Source organism: Flavobacterium sp. W21_SRS_FM6, assembly GCF_052119645.1.
In the GTDB taxonomy this organism is placed as follows: domain Bacteria; phylum Pseudomonadota; class Gammaproteobacteria; order Enterobacterales; family Alteromonadaceae; genus Paraglaciecola.
In genome coordinates this window covers 212,020-238,191 of the sequence record NZ_JBGQOM010000001.1, presented here as the reverse complement: position 1 = coordinate 238,191, position 26,172 = coordinate 212,020, and the positions used below count along the sequence as shown (strand labels likewise).

The window sequence follows — 26,172 nt, the reverse complement described above, 5'->3', positions numbered from 1 at the left end:
TAACCGAAGGGGCGTTAGCAAAACACGGGTTAAGAGCCAAGACATAATACCAGCTGACACTATCACATGCAGCCAGTATAACGCCTATTTTAACCCTGCCCTAGTTAGTCCAAAAAATACCTCGCTTTTGGGGTAAATCTACACCAAATAGGCACAATTCGTATTGCACAATTAACCCAGTGCGCGCTGATACTGCAGGATTATTTGGTCAGTTATCTGTTCTGATTTAGCGTCGATTATTTGGCGTTCGGTTTTCTCACTGAACCAATCCAGAGTTTTTTTAATACCCCTATTAAAAGGAATAGTGGCACAGAAATCAGGCACAGCTTGTTTAATTTTACTGTTGTTAAAAATCACGCTGTGAGACTTGTCACCCAGCAATGTTCCGGTGTAATCAGGGGCAATGTGGCAAATAAAATCTGAGGGAATGTGCACGATATTAGGCTCTTTTCCTACTGCTTGAGCCACCGCGTGGTTGATTTGATCCCAACTGAGGCTTTCATCGCTAGTGATATGAAAAGCATGACCGATTGCAGGTTGTAAACCAAGTAAACCGACAAATCCTTTGGCAAAGTCACTGGCATGAGTGATGGTAAATAAAGAGGTGCCATCACCTTGAACAATAATGGGCTTACCGCTTTTAATGCGTTCGATAACGTTGTAATGAGTCCATGCACCAAAAGGCAGTGGGATCACTGTATCGTAAGTCAGTGAAGGCCTGACGATAACCATCGGAAAACCCGTATCTCGATAGGCCTTTACCAAGGCATCTTCGCCAGCTATTTTATCTCTTGAATATAACCACCAAGGATTTGCCAAGGGGGTAGACTCGGTAATGAAGGGATTCGATACGGGTTTTTGGTAACACGATGCCGAACTGATAAAAACGTACTGCTTAGTACTATTGGCAAATAAACCGATGTCTCGCTCTACGTCTTGTGCGGTAAAGGCGATCCAATTTACCACCACGTCCCAGTGTTGTTTTGCGAGTATTTCTTGTGTTGCTTTTTCATTAATGTCGCCAACGATAGTATTCGCACCGGCTATGGTTACCCCTCGGTTGCCGCGAGTGAGTAAGGTGAGATCCATACCCAGTTGCACGCAGCGTAGACTCGTTTCTGTACTGATATTGCCCGTACCACCGATAAATAATACTTTCATGTTGATCCTTTTTGATATGAATGATGCAACTCTTGCTGAAGCGAGTTCAGCGCCGGGCATAATGGCTTACAGATGACCTTGTTAACGCATCAACGTCAGCGTTACATGACTGCCTTAAAGCTTAACCTTCGTTTTGCCCTCAATACAATGTTAAGAAGAACATTGTTTTTTGTTAGTCATATTTATATTTGTTAGAAAATAAAGATATTAATGTATGAATTATTATGTCAATCAAAGGTGTTATGCTTTTGTTTAACGGTTAAAATAAGCCGGTAATGTTATTAATATTGTGCCATCGAATTGTGTTGAAGCAGAGGTGAAGTAAATGAGAGTAACCTCGGCTCTCGCGAACCGTCATTCAAGTTAAAATTGGAACGCTATGAAAACTCTATCTGATATTGGCCTAATAGGCCTTGCTGTTATGGGTGAAAACCTAATTCTTAATATGGCTAGTAAAGGTTTTACCGTTACGGCTTATAACCGTTCGACTGATAAAGTAGAAAACTTTGTCAATGGTCGCGCCAAAGGTTTGTCTATTCGTGGCGCTTATTCTGTTGAAGAGTTAGTGCAATCTCTTGAACGTCCTCGCAAAGTGATGATCATGGTTAAATCAGGCGCACCGGTTGATGCGACTATAGAACAGCTCATTCCATATTTAGATAAAGGCGACATCATCATCGATGGTGGTAATACCCATTTCCCTGACACCATCCGTCGCGAAAAATACTTGGCTGACTTAGGCATTCATTTTGTTGGTGCGGGTGTATCTGGCGGAGAAGAAGGCGCCTTAACTGGTCCGTCAATTATGCCAGGTGGTTCAGAGGAAGCATGGTTGTCTGTTAAGCCCATTTTTCAAGCTATTTCTGCCAAAGTGGATGACGGTTCTCCTTGTTGTGATTATGTGGGACAAAACGGCGCAGGTCACTTTGTGAAAATGGTTCATAACGGTATCGAATACGGTGATATGCAATTGTTGTGTGAAGCCTATCAAATCATGAAAGAAGTACTGGGCATGTCAGCTGATGAGATGCATGAAGTCTTTAAGCATTGGAATACCACTGAATTAGATAGTTATTTGGTAGAAATTACTCGTGATATTTTGGCCTATAAAGACGAAGACGGTTCGCCACTGGTGGAAAGAATTCTTGATACCGCAGGCCAAAAAGGCACGGGCAAATGGACAGGGGTTATTGCTCTTGATTTAGGGGTGCCATTAACCCTTATCGCTGAGTCGGTTTTTGCACGCTGTATTTCAGCCCTTAAGAGCGAGCGCGTTGAAGCGTCTAAAGTGTTGAGTGGTCCGGTTAAGCAATTTGACGGTGACAAAGCCGCCTTCATTGAAGATTTGCGTCAAGCGGTACTGGCCTCAAAAATCGTCTCTTATGCTCAGGGTTATACTTTGATGCGCGAAGCCGCAAAAGAGTTTAACTGGGATCTAAACTACGGTGGCATTGCGTTAATGTGGCGTGGAGGCTGTATTATTCGCTCGGCCTTCTTAGGTAAAATAAAAGACGCCTTCGATAAAAATCCGGCCTTAAATAATTTGTTATTAGATGATTATTTCACTAATACCGTAGTTAAAGCACAAGAAGGTTGGCGTCGCGTGGCCATGAGTGCCATTGGTAACGGTGTACCTGCACCTTGTTTAACTGCTGCGCTAAATTACTTTGATGGCTACCGCACGGAGCGTTTACCCGCAAACTTGTTGCAAGCTCAGCGTGATTACTTTGGTGCCCACACTTATGAGCGCACAGACAAACCTCGTGGTGAGTTTTTCCATACCAATTGGACAGGTCGAGGCGGCAATACCGCTTCTTCTACTTACAATGCCTAATAGGGTTGATGCGTTTATTTAATTTCGTAGTCATCAAGTAAACAAAAGGCCTAAGCAACTAAGTTGCTTAGGCCTTTTGCGTTTTTAGCGAGTTTATTCGTTAGCCACTGTTATTTATTTTTATATGTGTACCACTGTCGCAATGCAACAAGTGATTCCCCGAACTAATCGAATACACTGCGCATTGATATATACTTAGCAGACTCTGTGCCAATACTTTTTGTTGTTTAAAATCAATGATTTACTTTTGACGTTGTTTGCTGACGTTACATTTATGCACGATATCAGTGAGATTTAAGGGCCCGCCTCACCAAAGTGGTGAGAGTAAAACCGTAATGCGCTATTGCTCACTGATAAAATCTTGCCATGCCAGTATTAAATGATGAAAGTCATCCAGCCCGCAGCCCTCTAATAAGGGATCTTCAAACTCCGTTCCCTCGGGAAGCGCGTCTTCATCGGCGAAACCAACAAACAGAGCAGCAATTTCTACTTCATATTGATTTAGTTGCAAGCGGTAGTCCTTGCCAATAAATTCCGCCTCTTTTTGTTTTAGTTGCTGCAATGAGTCAACTAAGGCTAGGAGAGTGTCGATTATGTGCTTATCTTCACCCACATCATGAGTCAGCCAATCACCAAAAGCGGTCACTTCACATTTTGCAAAAGGCGTACTGCCTGTGTCTCGAAAAAATTGGTAATCCATGAATCGTTCACTTCTATAAGTCAGTAATAGCTATGGTCTTGCGGAAACGTATCTTTAGAGGCTTGTGGTTAATTATCTTATGTAAGCTCAAGTCTTGATAAGACATGTCGTGTTAAAAAACGTTTCCGCTGCGGTCTAATTCAGTTAAGTATACGCGCACTTCAAATTCGAGTTGATGATAATTAGGTAACATGTGTTGGCAAAGCTGATAAAAGGCCTTGTTGTGTTGTTTTTCTTTTAAGTGCGCTAACTCATGCACCACAATCATGTTTAAAAATGGCTCGGGCGTATTCTTAAATAAGGTGCTGACCCGCAGCTCATTTTTACTTTTAAGCTTGCCGCCCTGCACGCGAGACACATAACTGTGTAAGCCCAAAGCCTGATTAATAATGTGGATCTTGCTGTCGTACATCACTTTGCTCAGCGGCTGAGTTTTTTTCATATAGTGATTTTTTAGCTCAATGACATAATCGCGCAGGTCGCTGTCATTGGCCACATTATGCACTTTTGAATACTTACTTCGTAGCCAGTCAGCTAATTGTTGTTTTTCAATTAAGTCTGCAATTTGCTGCTGAATGTGTGGGGCATAATGCGCGAGATAGGGCAGTGAATCCGACATACATAAACTAAATAAACATTTTTGCGCAATTTTACCTTAGTTATTGGTCTGCCGCGTACTTATTTTATGAAGGTCGCTAAGGGCCTGTGCGACCTATAAACAGCACAGGCCTTTGAAGTGATTATTGTCTAAAGGTTAAGCCCAAAGAGGCAAGTGCATCAGCGCGTTTTTCCATTACGTTTGATTCGTGTTCGACGATATTTGCCTGCTCAAGATTTATTTTAGAGGCATCATTAATGTTGGTGAGATTGCGGCTTATCTCTTGGGAAACCATGCTTTGTTCTTCAGAAGCGGTCGATATCTGCGCCGCTAAATCAGCAATAATTGACACATCATCATACACTTTAAACACAAGGTTACGAGTTTCGCTGGTTTCTTTTACGCAGTCTTCAGCGGCATCTTTGCCTGTGTGCATCGTTTTCGACCACGTCATTAGCGTGGTCTGAATTTCGTTAACTGAAGTTTGGATTTGCTCTGTGGCTTTTTGAGTACGGCTTGATAGGGCTCTGACCTCGTCCGCTACCACAGCAAAACCGCGACCTTGTTCACCGGCACGAGCCGCTTCAATGGCTGCATTTAACGCCAGTAAGTTAGTTTGGTCAGCAATACCTTGGATTTCTTGCATGATATTGCCAATTTTTTCAGCTTCGTTGGCCAGCTCTGATGCGGCGCTGGCTGACTTAGAGACATCCTCAGCAAGATCTGACACTTTATTCATGGTGCGTGTCATCGAGTCAGTGGCGACTTTACAATCTTTATGCACAGACTCTACTTTTTTCGAAGTGCTTACGGTATTCGTTGCAACTTCACTGATTGAAGCAACCATCTCTTCAATGGCGGTAACCACTTGATGCAGCTCGTTAGCTTCTTTTTCAACGCCTTTTTTGGCCTCAATTGAAGCGTTTTTCAATAAAAGTACACCGGCCTTTAAGGTATCGGTACCATCGACAACTCTGCCTAAAATGGTTTTGATTCGACCCTCATCCATTTTCTTCGAGTAGTCAGCCACGCTGCTTACGCCATCACCCGAATAGATCAGTCTTGAAACACTGTCATAACTTTCTTGTTGTTCTTTTAAGTAGCGTCTTAAATCAAATAATTCGCCTTTAAACACTAAGTAGGGTAGGGCAACTAATACAAAAGCGAATACAGGAAAAAATATAGCGGCTGAAGCCAAAACTAAAGCAGCAACTATAAAAATAATGTCTTTGGTATTACTCATTGCACTCAAGGACTGTGCTGAGGTGTTCTGAGTATTTAATTTACTGTAGAGGCTTTCGGCCCGGTCTCTGAATTCAGGCTTTAACACTGTGCGTACCGATTGATAGCCAGTGAGTTGGTTTTTTTCGTAAACCGGTGTAACAAAAGCATCAACCCAATAATAACGCCCGTCTTTACAGCGATTTTTTACTGCACCGCGCCATGCTTGTTTCGCTTTAAGTTTGTCCCACATATCAGCAAACGCCGCTTTGGGCATATCGGGATGACGTACCACATTGTGGTTTTGCCCTATCAGCTCCTCAACGGTGTAACCTGCTATCTGACAAAACTGGGGATTTGCATAAAGAATAACGCCTCGGGTATCGGTTACCGAGACTAACTCTTCGCCTTGGTTGAACTTTACTTCTTCATTGATAATATTTTGGTTCCGCTTTGACATGCAAGTATTCCCACTGTCGTTAGATGATTTTTTATCGGCGCACACTAGTTATACCTTAGTTTTTAACCATACAAGATATAGTGCTGCGAAGAGATTCTGGATAAGATGTGTTCCAAGTTGCACTTGAAGTCAACATCATTGCGCTATTCATTAAGACTATGTGTATATTGATAATTGTCAAAATTAAATGTGATTTATAATTGTGATAGTTTTTTGGTACTAATTATTTGAAATACAGCATGATTTTCATGCACCTAAGGTGAGCACGTGATTAAGAACATTGCCGTTGTTGGGGCTGGAATTGGCGGCTTAAGTTGTGCCTTAGCACTGGTTAAACAGGGTTTTAATGTCACTGTTTATGAACAAGCTTCAACCCTTTCTGAAGTCGGTGCAGGCTTACAATTAAGCCCAAACGCCATGCACGTATTGCATCAACTTGGTGTGGCTGAATCGTTGTCTCGATACGCGTTTAGTCCAGAAAACGCTGTGATGCGTCACTTTAATAGTGGTAAAAGGTACTTTTCAGTGCCGTTAGGGAAGGCCTGTTTACGCCAGTTTGGTGCTGAGTATTGGCATGTGCACCGCGCTGATCTACACAAGGTGTTACTCAACGCCTGCCAGCAACTGCAAATTAGTATCAAATTAGGCAGTGTCATTACGACTTACGTTCAGCAAAATGACAGCGACGCAGTAAGGTTGATTTTAGCCAATGGTGACGTAGCCGCCTATGACTTAGTGGTTGGTGCCGATGGTATTCATTCAAATGTGCAGGCGACTTTATTGGCAAATGCGGGTCTGGATTCTCAGGCTAGGTTTACTGGGCAAGTGGCGTGGCGCGGGACGGTAAAAACAAGTGATTTGCCAGCAAACTTGGTAGAGCCGAATGCGAATCTTTGGGTTGGTCCGGGTAAACATTTTGTGAGCTACTATCTGCGAGGTGGCGCTCTGGTTAATTTTGTTGCTGTTGAAGAACGCAGCAAGTGGCAGCAAGAATCTTGGACCCAAGAGGGTGATATAGCAACACTTCGTTCATTGTTTAGTGATTGGCATCCTGAGGTGCAAGAAATTCTGGCCGCCACCCAAAAAACCTTTGTTTGGGCCTTACATGACCGCGACCCGCTGACAACGTGGACAGATAAAAATGTCACCTTGTTGGGTGATGCATGTCATCCGATGTTGCCGTTTTTAGCCCAAGGAGCCGCAATGGCAATTGAAGATGCCTATATGTTGGCAGGTCTGTTAAAAAAATATCCAAACAGTGAGCTTGCCCTACAAACGTATCAAGCTGCTCGCCTTAAGCGAACGGGTAAAATTCAGTTAAAAGCCCGCCAAAATGCAGCCTTATATCATATGAGTGATGGGGTAAGCCGGGTAAAGCTTAAGGTATTAGCAGGCTTATCTGCCGCAAATATAAGTTCTGTGTTAGCAGCTAAACAATTGCACACTATATATGCCTATGATGTTAAGGCCGCCTTAGATAATGAATGAGTTCAGCGTTTAATGACAGGCATCAATAGCGCCTAAGGCACTTTTGCATGTTATGCTCAATATACATTTCAAGCATGCATTACCTTTTGCTTATGGTGATTTAAACAATGCAAGATCAAATCATTCGCTCAACTAACCGTGAGAGAGGGCGCTATCAAGACATCGGTTTGATTCTCGGCCCCTTGGTTTTTTTGCTCTTTATTCTTATTCCTCAGCAAACCATGAGTCAAGCCGCTTGGTATACCGCGGCGGTAAGCTTATGGATGGCCATTTGGTGGGCAACAGAAGCTATTCCTGTTCCTGCGACCGCACTTTTACCCATCGTCGCCTTTCCTATGTTAGGTATTGCCAGTCTTAAAGATGCAACATCAGGCTATGCTAATCCGATTATCTTCCTGTTTTTAGGTGCTTTTTTGTTAGCGTTGGCGGTAGAGCGCTGGAACTTACATAAACGCATAGCGCTGAGTATTTTGAGCGTGACCGGTACTAACGGAAAACGTTTAATTGGGGGATTTATGCTGGTGGCGGCACTGTTATCCATGTGGATGACCAATACCTCGACTACCATGATGTTGCTGCCTATTGCCTTATCGGTTACGACCGTCATTGCTGATAACATTGAAGGCTTAAGTGCTAAACGCAAAGGCGCCTTTCAAGTGGCGATGTTGTTAGGTTTGGCTTATGCCGCCACTATAGGCGGTATGTCTACTTTAGTCGGAACACCACCTAATGCTTTGTTAGCTGCCTTTATTCAAGATAACTACGGCATCGAAATGTCGTTTGCAAGATGGATGGCTTTGGGCGTGCCGATTATGTGTTGCATGTTACCCATCACTTGGGTGTTGTTAACGCGAGTGGTGTTTAAAGTGGATATCCCCGCCAGCCAGCAAACTCAAAACCACATCCAAGCCTTGAGACGAGAATTAGGCGTTATCACGAAGCCAGAGAAGCGTGTGGCCATCCTTTTTTGTTTAGTCATTGTGTTTTGGATCATGCGCCGGCCGTTAGCAACCTGGTTCAACATCGATTATTTGAGTGATCCGGGTATTGTAATGACGGCAGCGATTTTATTGTTTGTGATCCCAAATGGCGGAGTGCCCGTCCGTTCAGGTCATTCTCAACCTAGCCCTTTTGAAAAACTCATGACCTGGGAGCAAACTCACCAATTACCTTGGGGAGTATTGATTTTATTTGGCGGTGGATTGAGTTTAGCTGCCAGTGTGTCTTCTTCTGGTTTAGCGCAGTGGCTGGGTGAGAGTTTAATGCCCTTGGGGAGTTTTGGCATACTGACTTTAATTATCGCCGCTACTGGCGTAGTGATATTTTTAACAGAGCTAACCAGTAATCTAGCCACCACTGCCACTTTTTTACCGGTTATGGCCGCCGTTGCTTTACAACTTGATATATCGCCTTTGTTGCTGTGTATCCCCATTACACTTGCAGCAAGCTGTGCTTTTATGTTGCCTGTTGCCACCGCACCTAATGCGATTGTGTTTGCCTCAGGCAAATTAACCATTCCGCAAATGGTGAAAGTGGGCGTGTTATTAAATATGATCGGCATGGCACTGCTAACGGCCGCAACAGTGTGGTGGTCACCGTATATTTTTTCTTAGGCAATTCGAAGTGGTCGACATAGGCCGACCACTCCAAAGCACTTAGTTTATTTTACTTGTTGATAAGCCCAGTCTAACCAAGGTAACAAGGCTTCAATGTCATTATTTTCTATTGTGGCACCGCACCAAATGCGCAAGCCCGCGGGCGCATCACGATAGGGGCTGATATCAAATGCCACCTCATGTTGCTCAAGTAATTTAATTAAAGCCTTTACTTGCTCAGGCGCTAAATTTAAGCGTAAACACACGCTCGTGTTTGAACGTATACTTTCGTCTGAAGCTAAAAAATCGATCCAGTCACGGGCTTCAATAAAGGTTTCTAAACTGGCTAAATTTTGTTTACTGCGCGCGATGGTGGCGGCTACGCCGCCAATAGATTCGACCCACTGTAATGCATCAAGATAATCCACAACGCATAACATTGACGGGGTGTTAATGGTTGCGCCTAAGAATAAGTCTTCAATTAATTTGCCGCCGCTGGTCATACGGAATATCTTAGGCAACGGCCAGTTTGGGGTATAGCTCTCAAGCCGTTCAACCGCACGAGGGCTCAATATCAGCATGCCATGGCCGCCTTCACCGCCCAATACTTTTTGCCAACTATAGGTAATCACATCCAGTTTTGCCCAATCCATGTCTTGAGCAAATACCGCTGAGGTGGCATCACAAAAGGTCAGGCCTTGGCGATCATCCGCTATCCAATCAGCATTGGGTACTTTGACACCCGAAGTCGTACCGTTCCATGTAAATACCACATCGTGGTCAGTGTTTACCTTCGCTAAATCGGGTAGCTGACCATAGTCAGCATAAAAGGTACGCACATTGTCGAGCTTTAATTGTTTGTTAATGTCGGTGGCCCAACCTTGTCCAAAAGACTCCCAATACACCACATCAACTGGGCGTTGTCCGAGCATCGACCACATGGCCATTTCCATGGCTCCGGTGTCTGAAGCAGGCACCACCGCAACACGATAACCTGCTGGCAAACCCAAAATGCGGGCGGTATCTAAACAGGCTTTTTCTAAGGCTTTTTTGCCAATGGGCGCACGATGAGAACGGCCCAAAACGCTTAAATCAAGCTGACTGACATCATAACCTGGGCGCTTAGCACAAGGGCCAGAAGAAAAATTGGGATTAGCGGGTTTTATTGAAGGATGCATGTGGCTCTCAGGCAATTCTAGTCAAGTGTTGTAGGTGATATTCTAGCTTATAGCGCTTTAAATTAACGAGCAAATATTCAAGTGAAATGAGCTAGAACTAAGTGTGAATATTACCGATACTAAGATTGTACAAGGAGACATTCTTTAAAAAATCTGCATGTAGCAGCACTATTAAACGGTGTTACCCTAAGGCTCAGTGATCGAAGGTGGAGTAGTATATGTGGTTGCAAAAAGAAATAAGACTCGGCCCCAAAAGAAGAGGGTTTCACTTAATTACACAAGAGGTGATGACACAATTACCTGAACTGAGAACTGTGGCCATTGGTTTACTACACGTCTTTATTAAACATACCTCGGCCTCTTTGACTATCAATGAAAATGCGGACCCAACAGTACGCGGTGATTTTGAGCGCTACTTTAATCATGCCGTGCCTGAAGATGAGCCGTACTATCAGCATGTCGATGAGGGCAGTGATGATATGCCTGCGCATTTAAAAAGCAGTATATTAGGTGCAAGCGTCACCATTCCTCTAACATCAGGGCGATTAAATATGGGCATTTGGCAAGGTATCTATTTATGTGAACATCGCAACCATGGGGGCTCGCGGACGTTACTGGTGACCATCCAAGGTGAGATGCAAAAAACGTAAGCGCTTAAGGTAAGAAGAAGGGAGATAGGGATTGTAATTAGGCGTTTAAGGCATCTTTCGCTTACTGAGTAAAAAGAATATCGCGATGGCGCAGATTGGTCTGAACCCTAAGTTTTTTAGTGCTAATTTACACCTTGAGTTCAAACTCCTTACTAGCGAGTGACTGGCCATTTATTAAGATTTCTAACATGTGGGTGCCCGCATAATATCGCCGTGTGGAGATGGGTTTTATGTTGTGGCGTTTTTGTAGGGAGATAGTGGTGTTAGGTGCGAGAGTAAGTGACCTTAATTTAAATACTTTGGCTTGGCGTTGGCCCTTTGCTTTAACGAAATGAATGGCAAAATCAACCACTATATTTTGTGCTTTGTTGCTGGTGGAGCCAAGCTCAAATTGAAATTCAAGAGAGTCACCTAGGTGCAGTTTTTCTTTTGGGAGCGTTAATTTAATTGGTGCGAGTTGGGTGTGCGAGGGGTAGCCTAATAAATTTAATATCTTTTGGTCGCCGGCTTTAACCAAACTACGCGTCGCATGTTTAATTATCCAATGTACCTTGTCATTGTTGCTAGCATTGCCCAGCCAGCTTTGGCAAATATTAACTACTACCTCAGGGTTGTCTTTGCTGATGTCATTTAGATGATTGGCTACCGAACGCCTGACATACATGCTTTCATCTTCTTTCAAAGCGGTTAAAAAGGGCAAATTAGCCTGTGGATTGTACATAAAATCCTTGAGCTGCATGCCCCAAGGTAGACGTGGACGAGTTCCTTCCGAAACTAATCTGCGTACGTGTTCATCTTCATGTTTCAGCCAAAGCGTAAACTGACTGTGGCAGTAGTCGGGATGTTCAATGATAAAAGGACGAATGGCAAACTCAGCACTGAACAAATGAGTCAAGGTTTTAAGCAGGTCTAAGGCAATGTGTGGATGGCTTAGGCCATATACACTGGCGTAGTCAATGAGTGGCCATGCGGCAAAACGACTGATAGTGCTGTTGGGGTCATTGTTTTGCCACACATTGGGCAATTGTTTGAGTATGGCTGCTGCTTGAGTAAACTCTGCGGGTAAATATCGGTGTAATGCCGTTATTATGTGGCTTACACGCTGTTTTAGCTCGAGATGGTCTAAACCAATAATGGCTTGCTGATAAAAATCTTGGTGAGCAAAATGGCTGTCTATTTGCTTTAGGCAGCGTGCAATATGTTGAACGGCGCGGTGATTTATTTGGTTTTTCATTAGGGCTGGCAAAATATCAACAAACTTGCGGCATTGTTTATTGCGCGGCGACGTAGGTCAACATCATTGGCGGGTTTTAATAAAGTAAGTTGGCCATATACACTGCTTATATGGCCGGCCAAATCGATGGCTTATTTTTCAGCCAAAGCAAGCACCTTAAAGTAGGCTGCCTTAGGCTGACTTTGACGATCAAACAATAAGGGGTAGTCACTGCGACCTTTCATTGGCCAATCGTTACGCCATGTCATTGCATCGTCTGTGCCCCAAAAGGTCACACGACTAATGTCTTTTTTATGACGTAAGAAAATAGAGAATAAATCCACATATGTGCGGCTCAAGGTGGCATCTGCCTCAGCACTAATACCGTTTATAAACGGATTCAGTTTTTCTTGTAAGGCAAAGTTTTGGTTCACATCTGCTCCAGCTTCCGCTTCTTCTGGAAAGGGTAAAACGGAGACGTCTAATTCAGTAAACATGACTTTCACTCCAGTGGCCGCATAGGCAACTATAGAGTTTTCCACTTCGTTTAAATCGGGGTAGCCGAAGGCGTAGTGGCCTTGCATGCCAATACCATCAATGCGTAAACCTTTTGCTTGTAATTGTTTGATGATACGAACTGCGCCAGCGCGTTTTTCAGGTTTAAATAAATTGTAATCGTTGTAATACAATTGTGCATCAGGGTCAGCAGCATGTGCGTATTCAAAGGCTTTTTCGAGCATCTCTGGGCCCAGAATTTTGTACCACTTTGACTCGCGCATGGTGCCGTCTTCATTTAACGCTTCATTTACTACGTCCCAGCTTTGGATACGTCCTTTATAGCGACCTACTACGGTATCAATATGATGTTTTAAGCGAGATAGTAATACATCGCGACTGACTTCGCGTCCCATGTCATCTTCAAATACCCAATCAGGTACTTGGCTGTGCCACAACAAAGTATGGCCGGTAATATACATATTATTTTGTTCGGCAACGGCGACTAAATTATCTGCTGCGGCAAAATCAAAGGTATTCGGGCTTGGATGAATACGTTCCCATTTCATGTCATTTTCGGGGGTCACCGCATTAAATTGTTGCTGCACTAATTGCGAGGTGAGTGGCTTTGGCTGCATAAGTTGTGCATTGCCCAGCGCAGTGCCAATTAAAAAACTATCGTTAAAAGCGTCTTTTAAGCTCAGCTGAGGGGTTTGCGTTTCGCTTGCGGTATTGCTGCAAGCACTGAGTAACATGCACGTAATGGCGCTTACAGCGAGCGAGCGGAAGTGCTTAGCTTTCATTTTATCTCTCTTATTTAAGTTAAAGGTAATTAAATGATCAATGTTGAAATGAGGAGTGTAAGGACTTTAATCACATTCGAATATTGTGACTATTTGTAAGCTAGTTATTAAATTTTTGTAAGTGCGATTGGTGGCAGTGGCCTGATTGGGTAATCAGGCCACTGTGAGATGTTTATGCACGATAAGGTATTAAGGTATTGATAAATCCATCTTCTGTGTAGGTAATTTCGGCCATTTTTACTGAGCGTAAATGGGTAATGCCTCCAGACAAACTTGAATCATGGTAAAACAAATACCAGCGGCCTTCATATTCAGCAATTGAGTGATGGGTTGTCCAGCCAAGCACAGGCTCTAAAATTTTGCCTGCGTAGGTAAAGGGCCCATATGGGTTATCGCCAATGGCATAACACAACAAATGGGTATTACCGGTTGAGTATGAGAAGTAGTACTTACCCTGATATTTATGCATCCAAGACGCTTCAAAAAATCTACGCTCATGGTCACCCGCAAGCAACGGTTCACCATTTTCATCTAGGATTACGATCTCTTTGGGAGTTTCTGCAAACTCCAGCATATCGTCTGTCATACGCGCAATGATTGGCCCTAATGCGGCTTCGTCATCTGCAGGCTCAGCCAAAGACGCATCATATTGATTATTACGATAGTGTTGTAATTGGCCGCCCCATATGCCACCAAAATACATGTAGTACTGACCATCGTCATCTTCGAATACGGCCGGGTCGATAGTATAACTCCCTTGTATCGGTTCAGGCTGTGGCACAAAGGGGCCGATGGGCGAATCACCTACTGCTACGCCAATTTGAAATATATCGTCCGCTTTTTTGGCGGGAAAATAGAAATAGTATTTATCGCCTTTTTTGGCTGCATCAGGTGCCCACATCTGTCTGGCCGCCCAAGGAACATCTCTAACGTGTAGAGCTACGCCGTTGTCGACTGCCACGCTATCAGGTGAGTCCATCGAAATCACATGGTAATCTTCCATCCCAAAATGATCACCGTTGTCATTAAAGGGAATGCCCGCTTCGATGTCGTGAGAAGGGTAAATATAAATCTTGCCATCAAACACGTGCGCCGAAGGATCCGCGGTGTAAATGTTGTCCACTAAAGGCTGTGAAATCGCCTTTGCTCTTAGGGCTTGCAAGGCTTCTTGAGGTAGTAATTCTTCAGACATAAAAACTCACTTGGTAAAGTCGCCGTCTCACACAGACGGCATATAAAGAGGATGAATTAATTAACTTGGCGACGTGCAGCTAAGTCTTTTTCAATTTTTTGTTCCATCGTTTTATTGATGCTGTAGCCAAATAAACACGCCACGGCTAAGAAAAAGGGAATGGACGCAAACACACTAACCGACAATTTAATGCCATTAATAGTGTCAGGTAACTGGGTGCTTAAGTCTGCGCTGTAATTAAAGTAATCCAATATGCTCGACAGAATAGATGAGCCTAACGTTAAACCCACTTTTAAGCCTACGATCATGGCTGAGAAGATGATTGCAGTAGCACGGCGATGGGTTTTCCATTCTGAGTAATCTGCCACATCGGCTATCATCGCCCACAATAAAGGGGTCGAAATACCATAAAAGAAGCCGTGCAATATTTGTGAGGTAAACACTAAACCAATAGCATCGGCAGGATAGAAGTAGAACACTAAAATAAATAGCGTGGATAAAAATAATGAGGCACCAAACACTTCTCGCTTTCCAAATTTATCCGCTAAGGACTTAGAAAAGCCAATACCGATGATCATGAATATGATCCCGCCTGCATTAAATAAACTAAAGCCAGAGGTGGCCGGATCTTCAGGCCAATGAAACTCAGATAAACCCAAGCCAGTTAATCCAGCGTTTAAGCCATTAATAAAACGGTTAAACCCAATGTTTTGTAAAAAGGCAGCAATCTGTCCAGCGTCGAGGTAGTTTTCAAAATAATAGATGTACATGCCGCCTTTCAAGGCCAAAGTCACAAACACTAAGATGGTGATGATTAACATCATGATCCAAGGGCGATTAGCCATTAAATCTTTGATGTCTTCTAATACCGTAGATTTTTGTTCGTCGGTAGGAACAACCCGTTCTTTGGTGGTAAAAAAGGTAATGAGAAACATAATGATGCCGGCAATTGATAAAAAGGTCATAACCTTTTCAAAACCGATGGCCTTGTCGCCATCCCCCGCAATGAGTACCAGCGGAAGAAGCAATACTTGAATAATAAACTGCGCAATCATCACCGCCACAAAACGATAAGAGGACATGCTATTACGTTCTTGCATGTTGCCGGTAATCACACCACTGAGGGCGGCGTAAGGCAGATTGTTAGCTGAATACACTAAAAGCAATAACATGTAGGTAATAAATGCGTAATACACTTTCCCGTCGGGACCAAAGTCTGGGGTGCTAAAGGCCAATAGGGCAAGTACACCGAAGGGGACAGAGGTCCATAAAATCCACGGACGAAATTTACCCCACCGCGTTTGTGTTCTGTCAGCGATCATGCCCATGAATGGATTAAAGAAAGCGGCGAGCAAACCACAGATAAAAATGACCTTAGTCGCTGATTCAACGGGTATTTTGTATACGTCGGTGTAAAAGAAAGCGATAAAAGTAACGAGAGTTTGAAAGACTAAATTAGCCGCTAAATCACCTAAGCTGTAACCCACTTTTTCAATAACGCTTAACTTTTCGGTTTGCTGATTCATATGTAAGTCATTTGTAGTTTTTTTGTTATGGTCGAATTGTATCGGGTTGGTGGTTTTTGGTTATTGTTATTTTCGCTTTCTGCATTATTTTATGTTCCCTGTTGTACTATTTTTGTTCGTTAGGACTCTTGGGGACAAGGCTTGACAAAATCATCAGCCCCGTAAACTGTGCTTGCGGAAAAAGTAAGCTCATTCGTTATACAAGAGGCAAAGACGACGTCGTTGTTAAACTTGCCAATTAATACCCTTATTTTTCAATTCAACATTATGTTTTTTCACAGACATTTAACATCTGGTTGTCTGAACTGACAACTTGAGTATGCTGTGATGCACTGTTTTTTCTGTCAATTTATAAAAGAGGTAGGCGTTTGAATACTCCAAAAAGTGAGAATATGCTCTTTATTGTATTAGTGAGCATGGTGGCAACCATTGGCGGTTTTTTGTTTGGTTTTGACAGTGGCGTGATCAACGGCACCATCGATGGATTGCAAAAAACGTTTAACTCAAATGATATTGGTACCGGCTTTAATGTGGCAAGTATGTTGTTAGGTTGCGCAGTGGGGGCATTTACCGCCGGAAGATTAGCTGACAGTTATGGCCGTAAAGCGCTGTTGTTGGCTACTGCCATGTTATTTATTCTGAGCGCGTGGGGCTCGGGTGTTGCCAGTTCTTCAATGGAGTTTATTGTATATCGCATCATTGGTGGTTTGGCAGTGGGCGCCGCTTCCGTTATGGCACCCGCTTACATCAGCGAAATTGCTCCAGCGCGTTTACGTGGACGTTTATCATCCATTCAGCAAGTTGCCATTATTACCGGCTTATTCGCGGCCTTTGTGAGTAATTATTTATTAGCTAATTTTGCTGGAGCATCGACCGCGGAGTTTTGGCTCGGCTTTGCTGCTTGGCGCTGGATGTTCTGGATTGAGTTAGTGCCTGCGGTATTGTTTTTAGCTTTTTTAGTGTTCATCCCAGAGAGCCCGCGCTACTTAGTCCTGCGTAAAAAAGACCAACAAGCTGCGGTAGTGCTAGCTCGATTATATGGTGCTGAGCAAGGTCACCAAAAGTTAGTTGAAATTCAGCAGTCGTTGGCTGGAGACCGTCACGAACCTAAGTTGGCCGATTTACTAGACACACAAACCCGTAAGGTCCGTAAAATTGTGTGGATTGGCATTGGTTTGGCGGTATTCCAGCAATTAGTCGGTATTAATGTGGTGTTTTATTATGGTGCGGTATTGTGGCAAGCGGTGGGCTTTTCAGAGTCAGATGCACTATTGATCAACATCATCAGCGGTGCAGTGAGTATTGCAGCCTGTGTAATCACTATGTATTTGATTGATAAAGTAGGGCGTAAACCGTTTTTGCTACTTGGATCAATCGGCATGACCCTGACGCTTGGCTGTTTGGTGTTTGCCTTTATGAATTCGGATTTAGACCTAAACGGCAATCTTGACTTAGGTGAGATGGGCACCTTTGCGTTGATTTCAGCCAATGCCTATGTGTTTTTCTTTAATTTGTCATGGGGGCCGGTGATGTGGGTGATGTTAGGTGAAATGTTCCCGAATCAAATTCGCGGTTCTGGTTTAGCGGTTGCAGGCTTGTTTCAATGGGGCGCAAATTTTGGAATCACCATGACCTTCCCTATCATGTTAGCAAGTATTGGCTTGGCAGGAGCATATGGTTTTTACACCCTTTGTGCTGGTATTTCTATTTTGTTTATTGCTAAATATATGTACGAAACTAAAGGCCGAGAGCTGGAAGATATGCAAGGTTAGTCACTGGTTTTTGGAGCAAGTAGGCCGCTAATTAGCGGCCTTTTTTATGACCAATTCTGCTTGATGGGAACAGTGTGTACGCGTTATAGCCTTATGGGTTTACATGCAGGTTAACTCTGTTGCCCCCCGCTTTTTTGGCTTTGAACATCGCATCATCTGCTAATTGTAATAAGGTTTCACTGTCGCCGCCGTGATCAGGGTAAGCCGCAATACCAATACTCAAAGAAAGGTCCAGGCTTACCCCTAAAAATATAAAAGGCTGGGCCACTGCGCGACACATTTTCTCTGCCACATTCATTACCGTGTCTGCATTGGCAATATTATTAAGTAAGACAATGAATTCGTCGCCTCCGATCCTGCCAACAGTATCGGAGTCTCGAACACAATGTAATAAACGTTGAGCTATTTGTTCTAATACCCGATCACCCAGAGTGTGGCCGTAGTTATCGTTGACCGCTTTAAATTTGTCGACATCGATAAACAGCACATAAAAATTGGCATCGTTAGCTCTGGCGCCATTCAAGCATTTTTGTAGACGTTCTTTTACTGTGGCTCGGTTGGGCAAGGAGGTGAGAGAGTCATGTTTAGCTAAATATTCTAGGTGCTGTTCCATTTGTTTGCGTTCACTGATGTCGTGAGCAACTGCGATCCTGACTTGATGCTGTTCTGACCATCTCGCAGACCACAAAACATGGACTATTTTGCCTGACTTATGTAACCAGCGGTTTTCAAAACTAGACTGGGTTGTTCCTGACAATAGGCTAGCTACGGTTTTGGTTGTTTTTTGACGATCTTCAACATACACAAAATCAAAAACAGAGCGGCCAATCACCTCCGCCGGCAAATAACCAAACATGTGTTCAAATGCCGAGCTCACAAAAATAAAAGTATCTGCTTTATCGACAACACACACCGCGTCAAGGATAAGGGCCAAGACATCTTCAAGCTGCAGAAGAGGGGTAATTTTCATGATAGGTGCTGGTCCTGATACTAGGGAGAAGGGGCCTTAACATAGCGTGTGGTAACGAGCAACTGCATGCTGTTAATCTAACTATCCACATCGCTAGCAAAGTACCCCCATCAGCTTAAATTTTCAATTGTTACTATTCAATATTAACAATATAGCAAAAAAAAGGCCTCAAATGAGGCCTTGTAAAAGTGCGAGTAAATGGGACACAGTCATTTACTCACGGGACAACACAAAACGATGGATTAACCGAACAACACGCGGTTGATTTTGTTTTCTAACAATTCTTGCTGACCACTAAGGTGTTTAGGTTGAATATTATTGGCAGCAGCGAAGTCAGCTAATGAGCCCAAGCTATGCTCACCATTTTGAATCGCCTTTCCAAGGTTGCCACTCCAGCCTGCATAACGTTGTTTAACGCAATCAGCCAAGAAGTCATTTTCTAAGATAGCAGCGGCTTTACGTAACGATAAGGCTAAGTGATCCATACCACCAATGTGAGCATGGAACATATCTGCAGGATCAGAGCTTTGACGACGTAATTTACAGTCAAAGTTCATACCACCAGTAGTGAAACCGCCCGCTTTCAAAATTTCATACATGACTAAGGTTAATTCAGGCACATCGGTAGGGAATTGGTCTGTATCCCAACCTAGTTGTGCATCGCCTCGGTTAGCATCTAAGCTACCAAAAATACCTAAAGAAACCGCAGTAGCGACTTCGTGATGGAAAGAATGGCCCGCTAAAGTAGCGTGGTTTGCTTCGATGTTTACTTTGTACTCTTGCTCTAGACCATATTGCTTAAGGAAGCCGTATACCGTAGCGCTGTCGTAGTCGTATTGATGTTTAGTCGGCTCTTGTGGTTTTGGCTCGATCAACAATGCACCTTTAAAACCAATTTTGTTTTTATGCTCAACTACCATTTGCATAAAGCGACCTAGTTGCTCACGCTCTTGACGAAGGTCAGTGTTGAGTAAGGTTTCGTAACCTTCACGACCACCCCACAATACGTAGTTTTCGCCACCTAAACGCTTAGTGGCGTTCATTGCATGATATACCTGAGTTGCACCGTAGGTAAAAATTTCAGGATCAGGACTGGTAATTGCGCCGCCAGCATAACGTGGATGGCTGAACAAGTTAGCTGTACCCCACAATAACTTCATGCCTGTTTCAGCTTGTTTCTGTTCAAGCACATCGGTGATTTCAGCGAAGTTATTAATGTACTCTTTAATTGACTTGCCACCCGGCGCGACATCGGCATCGTGGAAACAGTAGTAAGGCGCGTTTAACTTTGAGAAAAATTCAAAGGCGACATTGGCTTTCTCTTTGGCGCGTTGCATTTCGTCGCCCGCTTGTAACCATGGGCGACCGAATACACCTTGGCCAAATACGTCGCTACCATCCCAACAAAAGTTGTGCCAGTAGCAAGAAGAGAAGCGCAAATGCTCGGCCATGGTTTTACCCAAGATAACTTCTGAAGGGTTGTAATGATGGAAGGCAAGAGGATTAGTTGACTCTGTCCCTTCATATTGGATTTTGGAAATATCTTTGAAATACTCAGTCATGAGGCGCTCCTAAAATGATAAAAATGTAATGATTCGGTTAGCACTATCATGCAGTTTCACTGACAGGCTAACAATTATGTTTTCTTAATTAACTAGTGTGCTTTTTGTTGCTTTTTTGTTATCAAACGCTTCTCTACTGCTTAGTGCTGCTTCATTAGGGGCGCCAATTGAACGTATATTTGTTGAAACTGTTCTCGTCTTATCTTTAATAACGCAACTCGTTCATTGTTGGGTTCGAAGATACTTTCAAGCGCAGGTTGTGGACAAATTTCTTGCAAAGTACGGTCAGTATCGATGGCAATTTGTGCCAGCCTTGCCGCACCTAAGCCCGGGCCTACATCGCCACCCGTGCGATAATTGACTGGGCGTGCGAGCACATCCGCCAATAATTGACGCCAGTAACGACTTTTAGCTCCACCGCCGATTAACGTAATTTCGTCAGCCTCACCCGCCGCTTTATTTAATGCCTCTACACCATCGGCAAAGGCAAAACTGACGCCTTCCAATACGCTATAGGTTAAGTTCACTTGGGCAGTAGAATGGTTTAAGCCAAAAAATGAGCCACTCGCAAACGGATTGTTGTGTGGTGTGCGTTCACCGCTTAAATAAGGAAGAAAAATAGGACAATGTTCTAGATTGATGTCAGTGTTATCGAGCTCATCCAATAAGGTTTGCACTGGGCGTTTGGCAATGTTATCGGCAAACCATTGCAAACAACTTGCGGCGCTCAGTACGACCGACATTAAATGCCAGGTGTTTGGTAGGGCGTGACAAAAGCTATGAACCGCTGACTCAGGATTCGCAGTAAAGCCATCAGTAACGGCAAAATACACGCCTGAAGTACCCAGCGACAGCATCGCTTGACCTGGTTTGACGATACCGACTCCCACGGCGCCAGCCGCGTTGTCACCACCACCGGCGATTACTGGTATCGCTGACATATTCCAGCGTGCCGCCACTTCTGATTTAAGTGTGCCAGTGATATCTGAACCTTCAAACAAACGGGGCATATGTGATTCATCTAAACCGCAGGCTGCTAATAACCCTGTGTGCCAAGTACGTTGTTTTACATCTAGCCACATGGTGCCGGCCGCGTCTGACATATCAGTTGCGTAATCACCCGTTAGTAAAAAACGTAAATAGTCTTTTGGCAGCAATACTTTGGCGATACGTGCAAAATTTGCAGGTTCATGTTGTTTTACCCAAAGCAGTTTTGGTGCGGTAAAACCAGCCATAATAATATTGCCGGTAAGTTCACGAGCATCCGCAACCTCTGCTTCAATTTCTTTACATTGCGCTTCACATCGACCGTCATTCCATAAAATAGCCGGACGAATGACTGTATTTGCGTCATCGAGTAAGGTCGCGCCGTGCATTTGTCCGGATAAGCCAAGGCCAAGTACCTTTGATAAATCATGGTTTGCACTGAGTTTATCCATAGCCTGACAAAAACCGGTCCACCAATCTTGGGGGTTTTGCTCTGACCAAAGCGGTTTTGGTCGACTGACTTCAAAGCTGCTGGAGCTGGTATCTACGATTTCTCCGCTTGCATTTGTTAACACTATTTTAACGCCAGAAGTGCCGAGATCGACGCCTAAGTACATAGTAAGTCCTCTAGAATTTTTTGAGGATACTAGCAGAGAGTATTATTTTTAGAGAGTTGTAGGACTGATTACGAAATTAAATAACGAAATAACATAATAATTCTACTCGCTTCCATTATAGTCATATGTAACAATAATGTTGCAGAATACTAAAAAACATAAATCGATTTGTTGGAGTCTCTATGTATCAAGCTCGGCACAGTATCAGTCTTTTATTTAATGCTAATAAAGTGTATGACCGCCAAGTGATAGAAGGAATTGGTCACTATTTACAATCGTCTAAAGTGGATTGGGATGTTTATCTAGAAGAGGACTTTTTAGCTCGTCTAGAGCATATTGAAGAGTGGAGTGGCGACGGCATTATTGCCGACTTTGACGATCCTGCCATTCAAAAAGCCCTAGTAAATGCCAATGTGCCAGTCATTGGCGTGGGCGGGTCTTATTCAAATGAAGAAGATTATCCAGACGTCCCTTACGTGGCAACTGATAATTATGAGGTGGTAAAAGCCGCCTATGAACATTTAAAGAAAAAGGGTTTAGAGCGCTTTGCTTTTTATGGTTTACCGCTTGATAAAACCCATCGTTGGGCGCTCGAACGCGAACGTGCAATGGTTAAATTATGTAAAAATGACGGTTACGATTGTTCGGTGTATCGGGGGCATCCAACTCGTCCAGAAACTTGGCAATACACCATGAATCGTGTGACGGATTGGATCCAAGGCTTGCCTAATCCGGTGGGTATCGTGTCTGTAACCGATGCACGTGCTCGTCATCTACTGCAAGCCTGTGAACAAATTGGCAAACTGGTGCCTGATAACATTTCAATTGTGGGCATTGATGATGATGATATAGCACGTTATCTAAGTCGAATCAGCTTAAGCAGTGTAACTCAAGGCTGTTTTGATATGGGCTTCCAAGCGGCTAAGTTGTTGCATCGTAATCTTGAAAATCCTAATTTAAAAAGCCGTCGAGTGTTAGTGCCACCTGCTGGGGTATCAGAACGGCAGTCGACTGATTTCAAAGCGTTGAAAGACCCTTACGTTATTCAAGCGATGCACTATATTCGTCAAAACGCGTGCAGAGGCATAAAAGTGGAGCAAGTGTTGGACTATGTGGGTGTATCACGTTCGAATTTAGAACAGCGTTTTCGTGAGGAACGCGACCACAGTATTCATACTGAGATCCATAATGAAAAATTAGCCAGAGCATGTAAATTATTAGCAGATGAGAATATTTCAACTAACGAGGTAGCGCAGGTCTGTGGTTATCCTTCGTTGCAATATATGTATGCGGTATTTAAAAAGCACTTTGACCAAACACCACGTGAATTTCGAGATGGAGCAGGTAAATAATTTTCGAAGGGCTTCGTTGTGCTGAGCTAAACCACCCCATTGTTTAGCTCAGGGTATTATAACGCTGGCCAGGTTTGGGTTTGATTGGAGGGCAAGTATTGACTTAAAAACGTTGCTAGCTCGGCAGAGCGCAGCGGTTTGACTAGATAGTCGTTCATACCTGCTTGTTGTGCTTTTTCTTTATCTTGTGACATAGCGTTAGCCGACAAACCACAAATAATGAGCTCAGAATACCCCAACTCTCTAATGCGCCCTGTCGCTTGATACCCATCCATAATAGGCATTTGTACGTCCATTAATACCAGATCATAGTGAGTAGTACTCATCACTCGCTCTACCGCTTGACGGCCGTCTTCAGCAATATCATAAGTCAAACCCATTGAGCTTAACATTTCGCCTGCCACCGCCTGATTAATTTGATTATCTTCGACCAATAACAAGTGACCTTTAAATTTGTTAATAGTCGGTTCTAGCCCCGTTGCATCTATTTCATCAGAGAGTTTTACGTTAAAAAGTTCGGCTATAAAGCGGCAAACTTGTGCAAGTGTAAAGGGGTGGCTCAAACACACGTAATGAGCATCTTGGTTTAAAAATTCAATTAGATCGCTGGGTTGCGATTCAGTCACAAAGCCTACTTCAATATGTGACATTCGTAACAGCTGAAGTTCTGTTTGTAATTGTTGGTGGCTGACATGATTTGCAATGTCGAGTACTACGGCATCATCTTCATTCATTGTGGCTATTTGGTTTTGTAGTTCTGTAAGCGGAAAGTGACGTAATTCAACATCAAGGACTTCAATATAGTCATCTCGCAAATATCCCCTTGGACCTTTGCTGAAATAAAATAAGCGCCCAGTCGGTTTATGATTAAGTTGCAGGATGGGCGAAGCCATTATTGCGCATGCCAATGGCAGTGTTATGGTAAAACAACTCCCTTGATTAAGCTCTGATTTGGCAGATATTTGACCATTCATCAAGCTAACTAACTGTTTCACAATACTTAAACCAAGACCTGTTCCCCCAAACGTGCGACTGGTTGAACCATCGGCTTGGGTAAAGGCACCGAAGACTTTATTGAGTTGTTCGTCAGACATTCCAATGCCAGTATCCTCGACCGCTAATTCCAAAATAAGGTGATCGGGCTTATCGCTTCGACGAATGTCAGCTGAAATAGATATGCTGCCTGTTCGGGTAAATTTTATGGCATTACTGCACAGATTAAGCAGCAATTGGGTGATTCTAAGTGGATCACCAATAACCAGGTTAGGTAAGGTGGGGGTAACGTCGAATGTTATTTTGAGGCCTTTTTCAGCGGCAAGATTTTTAACGTTGGACAACACATTGGCAAACATATCCTCAAGGTTAAACTCTACGTGTTCGATTTCTAATTTACCGGCTTCAATTTTAGAAAAGTCGAGAATATCGTTAATCAGACTCATTAAAATTTCACTCGAATACATCACTTTTTTTAACTGTTCTCGCTGCTGTGGTTTGAGTTCTGTTCTGAGTACTAAATCTAACATGCCGACGATACCGTTCATCGGCGTGCGAATTTCATGGCTCATGTTTGCCACAAACATACTTTTAGCTTCATTCGCTTGTTCGGTTTTCAAATTTGACAGTATTAATTCTTGATTGAGGGTTTCTTGCTTGGTATTCATCAGTTGCGACTCTGCCAACAAAGTATTGGTTTGTTGGTTTTTTTGTTGGAAGACGTTCGCTGCTTTGGCCAACTGACCTATTTCATCTTTTCGTTTAAGGCCTGGAATGTTATTGATGTCCTTGCCCTGTGTTAGGCGCTCAAACACTAAGGTTATTTTTTTAATCGGGATCATGATCCGATAAGCAAGAAAGACTGCCGCTAATATCGCCAATACAATTCCTATCAATGAATAAAGGTCACTTTCGTGTAAGGAATTTTCAGTGGTATTTTTAACGTCTATATTGGTTTGGTTGAGTTTCTCTGTAACTAAAGAATTAAGTTCACGTGCTAGAAACAAAAACTCGTTAGCCGCTCCTGCCATCACCACATTCACTAAAAATAAATAACCTCGGGTTATTTTAGTCAGTTGTAAAAAGTCGTTTTCAACTCGGTCTAACTTATCTAATACTTGGCTCAACTCTAATTCAGTTGTTTTGTTTTGTTGTTGTTTAAGTAAGGTGACGGCCTCTCGGATATTTTGCTGAAAAGGCTGTACTAACTCTTGATCGGGGGTTAATAAATATTGCAATAAGTAGTTTTCAGATTGGGCGATATGAAACAAGGCCTTGTCTGTGTATCTGGCGTTAGCGACACTCGCTGAGCCCGTCAGCTCAGACCAATTAAAATTATCAAATATTTGCTGTAGCTCAACCAGTAAACCATTACTCACCAAGTTTTCTCGTTGCGTACGACCTATAATCACGTTAGCAAAGTTATCGTTATAATTGGCTAAGTGCTCGCGCATACGGGCGATGTAATCGCTATAAAGTTGAGCCTGAAGGTCATTAGTGGTCAATTTTTCTAGGTTATCAAGTTTGCTATTGGTGTCTGCCATTAAGGCCATAAAACGGGTAATAGCTGATTCACTCGCGGTCGATTTATAAAGAAGCACATTACGCTGTAAGTCAATAACGTCTCTTTCGACCTCGCGTACCAAGCTGACTTCAACAATGGTTTCTTGCGTAATATCTAAATTTTTGACAAAGGTTGCGTAGATGTCACGAGATAAGAATATTTGCAGGCCAAGCAAAAAGGCGAGGGTTAAGGAAAATAATAAAATTTGTGATTTGAGGCTCGTGAACACGTTATTTTTCTT

19 protein-coding genes are annotated in these 26,172 nt (G+C 43.3%); 6 read left to right on the top strand and 13 right to left on the bottom strand.

Features of this window, described 5'->3' with window-relative positions; all coding sequences use genetic code 11:
- Positions 1–171 precede the first annotated feature (171 nt).
- Positions 172–1,161 carry an NAD-dependent epimerase/dehydratase family protein gene (locus tag ACEN2L_RS01005; RefSeq protein ID WP_441741357.1) on the bottom strand — a complete coding sequence of 330 codons (990 nt, stop codon included), beginning with the start codon at positions 1,159–1,161 and terminating at the stop codon, positions 172–174.
- 379 nt (positions 1,162–1,540) lie between these two features.
- Between ACEN2L_RS01005 and gnd the strand changes: the two genes are divergently transcribed.
- Positions 1,541–2,995, top strand: a complete 1,455-nt coding sequence (gnd, locus tag ACEN2L_RS01000; protein ID WP_441741354.1) for a decarboxylating NADP(+)-dependent phosphogluconate dehydrogenase — start codon at positions 1,541–1,543, stop codon at positions 2,993–2,995.
- A gap of 340 nt (positions 2,996–3,335) precedes the next feature.
- Here gnd and ACEN2L_RS00995 read toward each other — a convergent pair whose 3' ends face one another.
- From ACEN2L_RS00995 to ACEN2L_RS00985, 3 genes are all read right to left on the bottom strand, one after another.
- On the bottom strand, positions 3,336–3,695 hold the full coding sequence (locus ACEN2L_RS00995; RefSeq protein WP_441741351.1) for a YacL family protein: 360 nt from the start codon (positions 3,693–3,695) through the stop codon (positions 3,336–3,338).
- 112 nt (positions 3,696–3,807) lie between these two features.
- A complete protein-coding gene (locus ACEN2L_RS00990) occupies positions 3,808–4,314 on the bottom strand; it encodes a YgjP-like metallopeptidase domain-containing protein (protein ID WP_441741348.1) in 507 nt (168 codons plus the stop codon).
- A 121-nt stretch (positions 4,315–4,435) separates the two neighbouring features.
- Positions 4,436–5,974, bottom strand: coding sequence for a methyl-accepting chemotaxis protein (locus ACEN2L_RS00985; protein WP_441741345.1), 1,539 nt, complete (start codon positions 5,972–5,974; stop codon positions 4,436–4,438).
- A gap of 267 nt (positions 5,975–6,241) precedes the next feature.
- Between ACEN2L_RS00985 and ACEN2L_RS00980 the strand changes: the two genes are divergently transcribed.
- Both ACEN2L_RS00980 and ACEN2L_RS00975 read left to right on the top strand, forming a co-directional pair.
- Positions 6,242–7,462 (top strand): FAD-dependent oxidoreductase, encoded by a 1,221-nt coding sequence (locus ACEN2L_RS00980; RefSeq protein ID WP_441741342.1) that lies wholly within the window; start codon positions 6,242–6,244, stop codon positions 7,460–7,462.
- Positions 7,463–7,569: 107 nt separating this feature from the next.
- Complete coding sequence (locus tag ACEN2L_RS00975) at positions 7,570–9,075, top strand: SLC13 family permease (protein WP_441741339.1); 1,506 nt, start codon at positions 7,570–7,572, stop codon at positions 9,073–9,075.
- Between the two features lie 47 nt (positions 9,076–9,122).
- On the opposite strand, the gene ACEN2L_RS00970 is transcribed toward ACEN2L_RS00975, so the two are convergent.
- Positions 9,123–10,235, bottom strand: a complete 1,113-nt coding sequence (locus ACEN2L_RS00970; protein ID WP_441741336.1) for a phosphoserine transaminase — start codon at positions 10,233–10,235, stop codon at positions 9,123–9,125.
- A gap of 218 nt (positions 10,236–10,453) precedes the next feature.
- Here ACEN2L_RS00970 and ACEN2L_RS00965 point away from each other — a divergent pair, with 218 nt between their 5' ends.
- Entirely contained in the window at positions 10,454–10,885 is a 432-nt protein-coding gene (locus tag ACEN2L_RS00965; protein WP_441741333.1) for a secondary thiamine-phosphate synthase enzyme YjbQ, read from the top strand.
- A 127-nt stretch (positions 10,886–11,012) separates the two neighbouring features.
- On the opposite strand, the gene ACEN2L_RS00960 is transcribed toward ACEN2L_RS00965, so the two are convergent.
- The 4 genes from ACEN2L_RS00960 to ACEN2L_RS00945 form a co-directional block, all read right to left on the bottom strand.
- The gene (locus ACEN2L_RS00960) at positions 11,013–12,119 is read right to left on the bottom strand and encodes a hypothetical protein (RefSeq protein ID WP_441741331.1); all 1,107 of its coding nucleotides are present in this window, start codon (positions 12,117–12,119) and stop codon (positions 11,013–11,015) included.
- A gap of 131 nt (positions 12,120–12,250) precedes the next feature.
- Positions 12,251–13,396 carry an endo-1,4-beta-xylanase gene (locus ACEN2L_RS00955; RefSeq protein WP_306024062.1) on the bottom strand — a complete coding sequence of 382 codons (1,146 nt, stop codon included), beginning with the start codon at positions 13,394–13,396 and terminating at the stop codon, positions 12,251–12,253.
- A gap of 172 nt (positions 13,397–13,568) precedes the next feature.
- Complete coding sequence (locus tag ACEN2L_RS00950; RefSeq protein ID WP_441741327.1) at positions 13,569–14,588, bottom strand: glycoside hydrolase family 43 protein; 1,020 nt, start codon at positions 14,586–14,588, stop codon at positions 13,569–13,571.
- 56 nt (positions 14,589–14,644) lie between these two features.
- On the bottom strand, positions 14,645–16,114 hold the full coding sequence (locus ACEN2L_RS00945; protein WP_441741324.1) for an MFS transporter: 1,470 nt from the start codon (positions 16,112–16,114) through the stop codon (positions 14,645–14,647).
- A 368-nt stretch (positions 16,115–16,482) separates the two neighbouring features.
- Between ACEN2L_RS00945 and ACEN2L_RS00940 the strand changes: the two genes are divergently transcribed.
- Entirely contained in the window at positions 16,483–17,886 is a 1,404-nt protein-coding gene (locus ACEN2L_RS00940) for a sugar porter family MFS transporter (protein WP_441741321.1), read from the top strand.
- Between the two features lie 91 nt (positions 17,887–17,977).
- On the opposite strand, the gene ACEN2L_RS00935 is transcribed toward ACEN2L_RS00940, so the two are convergent.
- From ACEN2L_RS00935 to xylB, 3 genes are all read right to left on the bottom strand, one after another.
- The gene (locus ACEN2L_RS00935; RefSeq protein ID WP_441741318.1) at positions 17,978–18,856 is read right to left on the bottom strand and encodes a diguanylate cyclase domain-containing protein; all 879 of its coding nucleotides are present in this window, start codon (positions 18,854–18,856) and stop codon (positions 17,978–17,980) included.
- A 242-nt stretch (positions 18,857–19,098) separates the two neighbouring features.
- On the bottom strand, positions 19,099–20,418 hold the full coding sequence (xylA, locus tag ACEN2L_RS00930) for a xylose isomerase (protein WP_441741315.1): 1,320 nt from the start codon (positions 20,416–20,418) through the stop codon (positions 19,099–19,101).
- Between the two features lie 140 nt (positions 20,419–20,558).
- Positions 20,559–22,022 carry a xylulokinase gene (gene xylB / locus ACEN2L_RS00925; protein WP_306024056.1) on the bottom strand — a complete coding sequence of 488 codons (1,464 nt, stop codon included), beginning with the start codon at positions 22,020–22,022 and terminating at the stop codon, positions 20,559–20,561.
- A gap of 182 nt (positions 22,023–22,204) precedes the next feature.
- Here xylB and ACEN2L_RS00920 point away from each other — a divergent pair, with 182 nt between their 5' ends.
- A complete protein-coding gene (locus ACEN2L_RS00920) occupies positions 22,205–23,374 on the top strand; it encodes a XylR family transcriptional regulator (protein WP_306024055.1) in 1,170 nt (389 codons plus the stop codon).
- Positions 23,375–23,430: 56 nt separating this feature from the next.
- Here the strand turns inward: ACEN2L_RS00920 and ACEN2L_RS00915 are convergent, their stop codons facing one another.
- On the bottom strand, positions 23,431–26,160 hold the full coding sequence (locus ACEN2L_RS00915; protein WP_441741310.1) for an ATP-binding protein: 2,730 nt from the start codon (positions 26,158–26,160) through the stop codon (positions 23,431–23,433).
- Between the last annotated feature and the right edge of the window lie 12 nt (positions 26,161–26,172).

Bases quoted from the DNA above. Each gene is read 5' to 3' on its own strand.
- ACEN2L_RS01005 (WP_441741357.1), bottom strand. From the start codon at position 1,161: ATGAAAGTATTATTTATCGGTGGTACGGGCAATATCAGTACAGAAACG.
- gnd (WP_441741354.1), top strand. From the start codon at position 1,541: ATGAAAACTCTATCTGATATTGGCCTAATAGGCCTTGCTGTTATGGGT.
- ACEN2L_RS00995 (WP_441741351.1), bottom strand. From the start codon at position 3,695: ATGGATTACCAATTTTTTCGAGACACAGGCAGTACGCCTTTTGCAAAA.
- ACEN2L_RS00990 (WP_441741348.1), bottom strand. From the start codon at position 4,314: ATGTCGGATTCACTGCCCTATCTCGCGCATTATGCCCCACACATTCAG.
- ACEN2L_RS00985 (WP_441741345.1), bottom strand. From the start codon at position 5,974: ATGTCAAAGCGGAACCAAAATATTATCAATGAAGAAGTAAAGTTCAAC.
- ACEN2L_RS00975 (WP_441741339.1), top strand. From the start codon at position 7,570: ATGCAAGATCAAATCATTCGCTCAACTAACCGTGAGAGAGGGCGCTAT.
- ACEN2L_RS00970 (WP_441741336.1), bottom strand. From the start codon at position 10,235: ATGCATCCTTCAATAAAACCCGCTAATCCCAATTTTTCTTCTGGCCCT.
- ACEN2L_RS00965 (WP_441741333.1), top strand. From the start codon at position 10,454: ATGTGGTTGCAAAAAGAAATAAGACTCGGCCCCAAAAGAAGAGGGTTT.
- ACEN2L_RS00960 (WP_441741331.1), bottom strand. From the start codon at position 12,119: ATGAAAAACCAAATAAATCACCGCGCCGTTCAACATATTGCACGCTGC.
- ACEN2L_RS00955 (WP_306024062.1), bottom strand. From the start codon at position 13,396: ATGAAAGCTAAGCACTTCCGCTCGCTCGCTGTAAGCGCCATTACGTGC.
- ACEN2L_RS00950 (WP_441741327.1), bottom strand. From the start codon at position 14,588: ATGTCTGAAGAATTACTACCTCAAGAAGCCTTGCAAGCCCTAAGAGCA.
- ACEN2L_RS00945 (WP_441741324.1), bottom strand. From the start codon at position 16,114: ATGAATCAGCAAACCGAAAAGTTAAGCGTTATTGAAAAAGTGGGTTAC.
- ACEN2L_RS00935 (WP_441741318.1), bottom strand. From the start codon at position 18,856: ATGAAAATTACCCCTCTTCTGCAGCTTGAAGATGTCTTGGCCCTTATC.
- xylA (WP_441741315.1), bottom strand. From the start codon at position 20,418: ATGACTGAGTATTTCAAAGATATTTCCAAAATCCAATATGAAGGGACA.
- xylB (WP_306024056.1), bottom strand. From the start codon at position 22,022: ATGTACTTAGGCGTCGATCTCGGCACTTCTGGCGTTAAAATAGTGTTA.
- ACEN2L_RS00920 (WP_306024055.1), top strand. From the start codon at position 22,205: ATGTATCAAGCTCGGCACAGTATCAGTCTTTTATTTAATGCTAATAAA.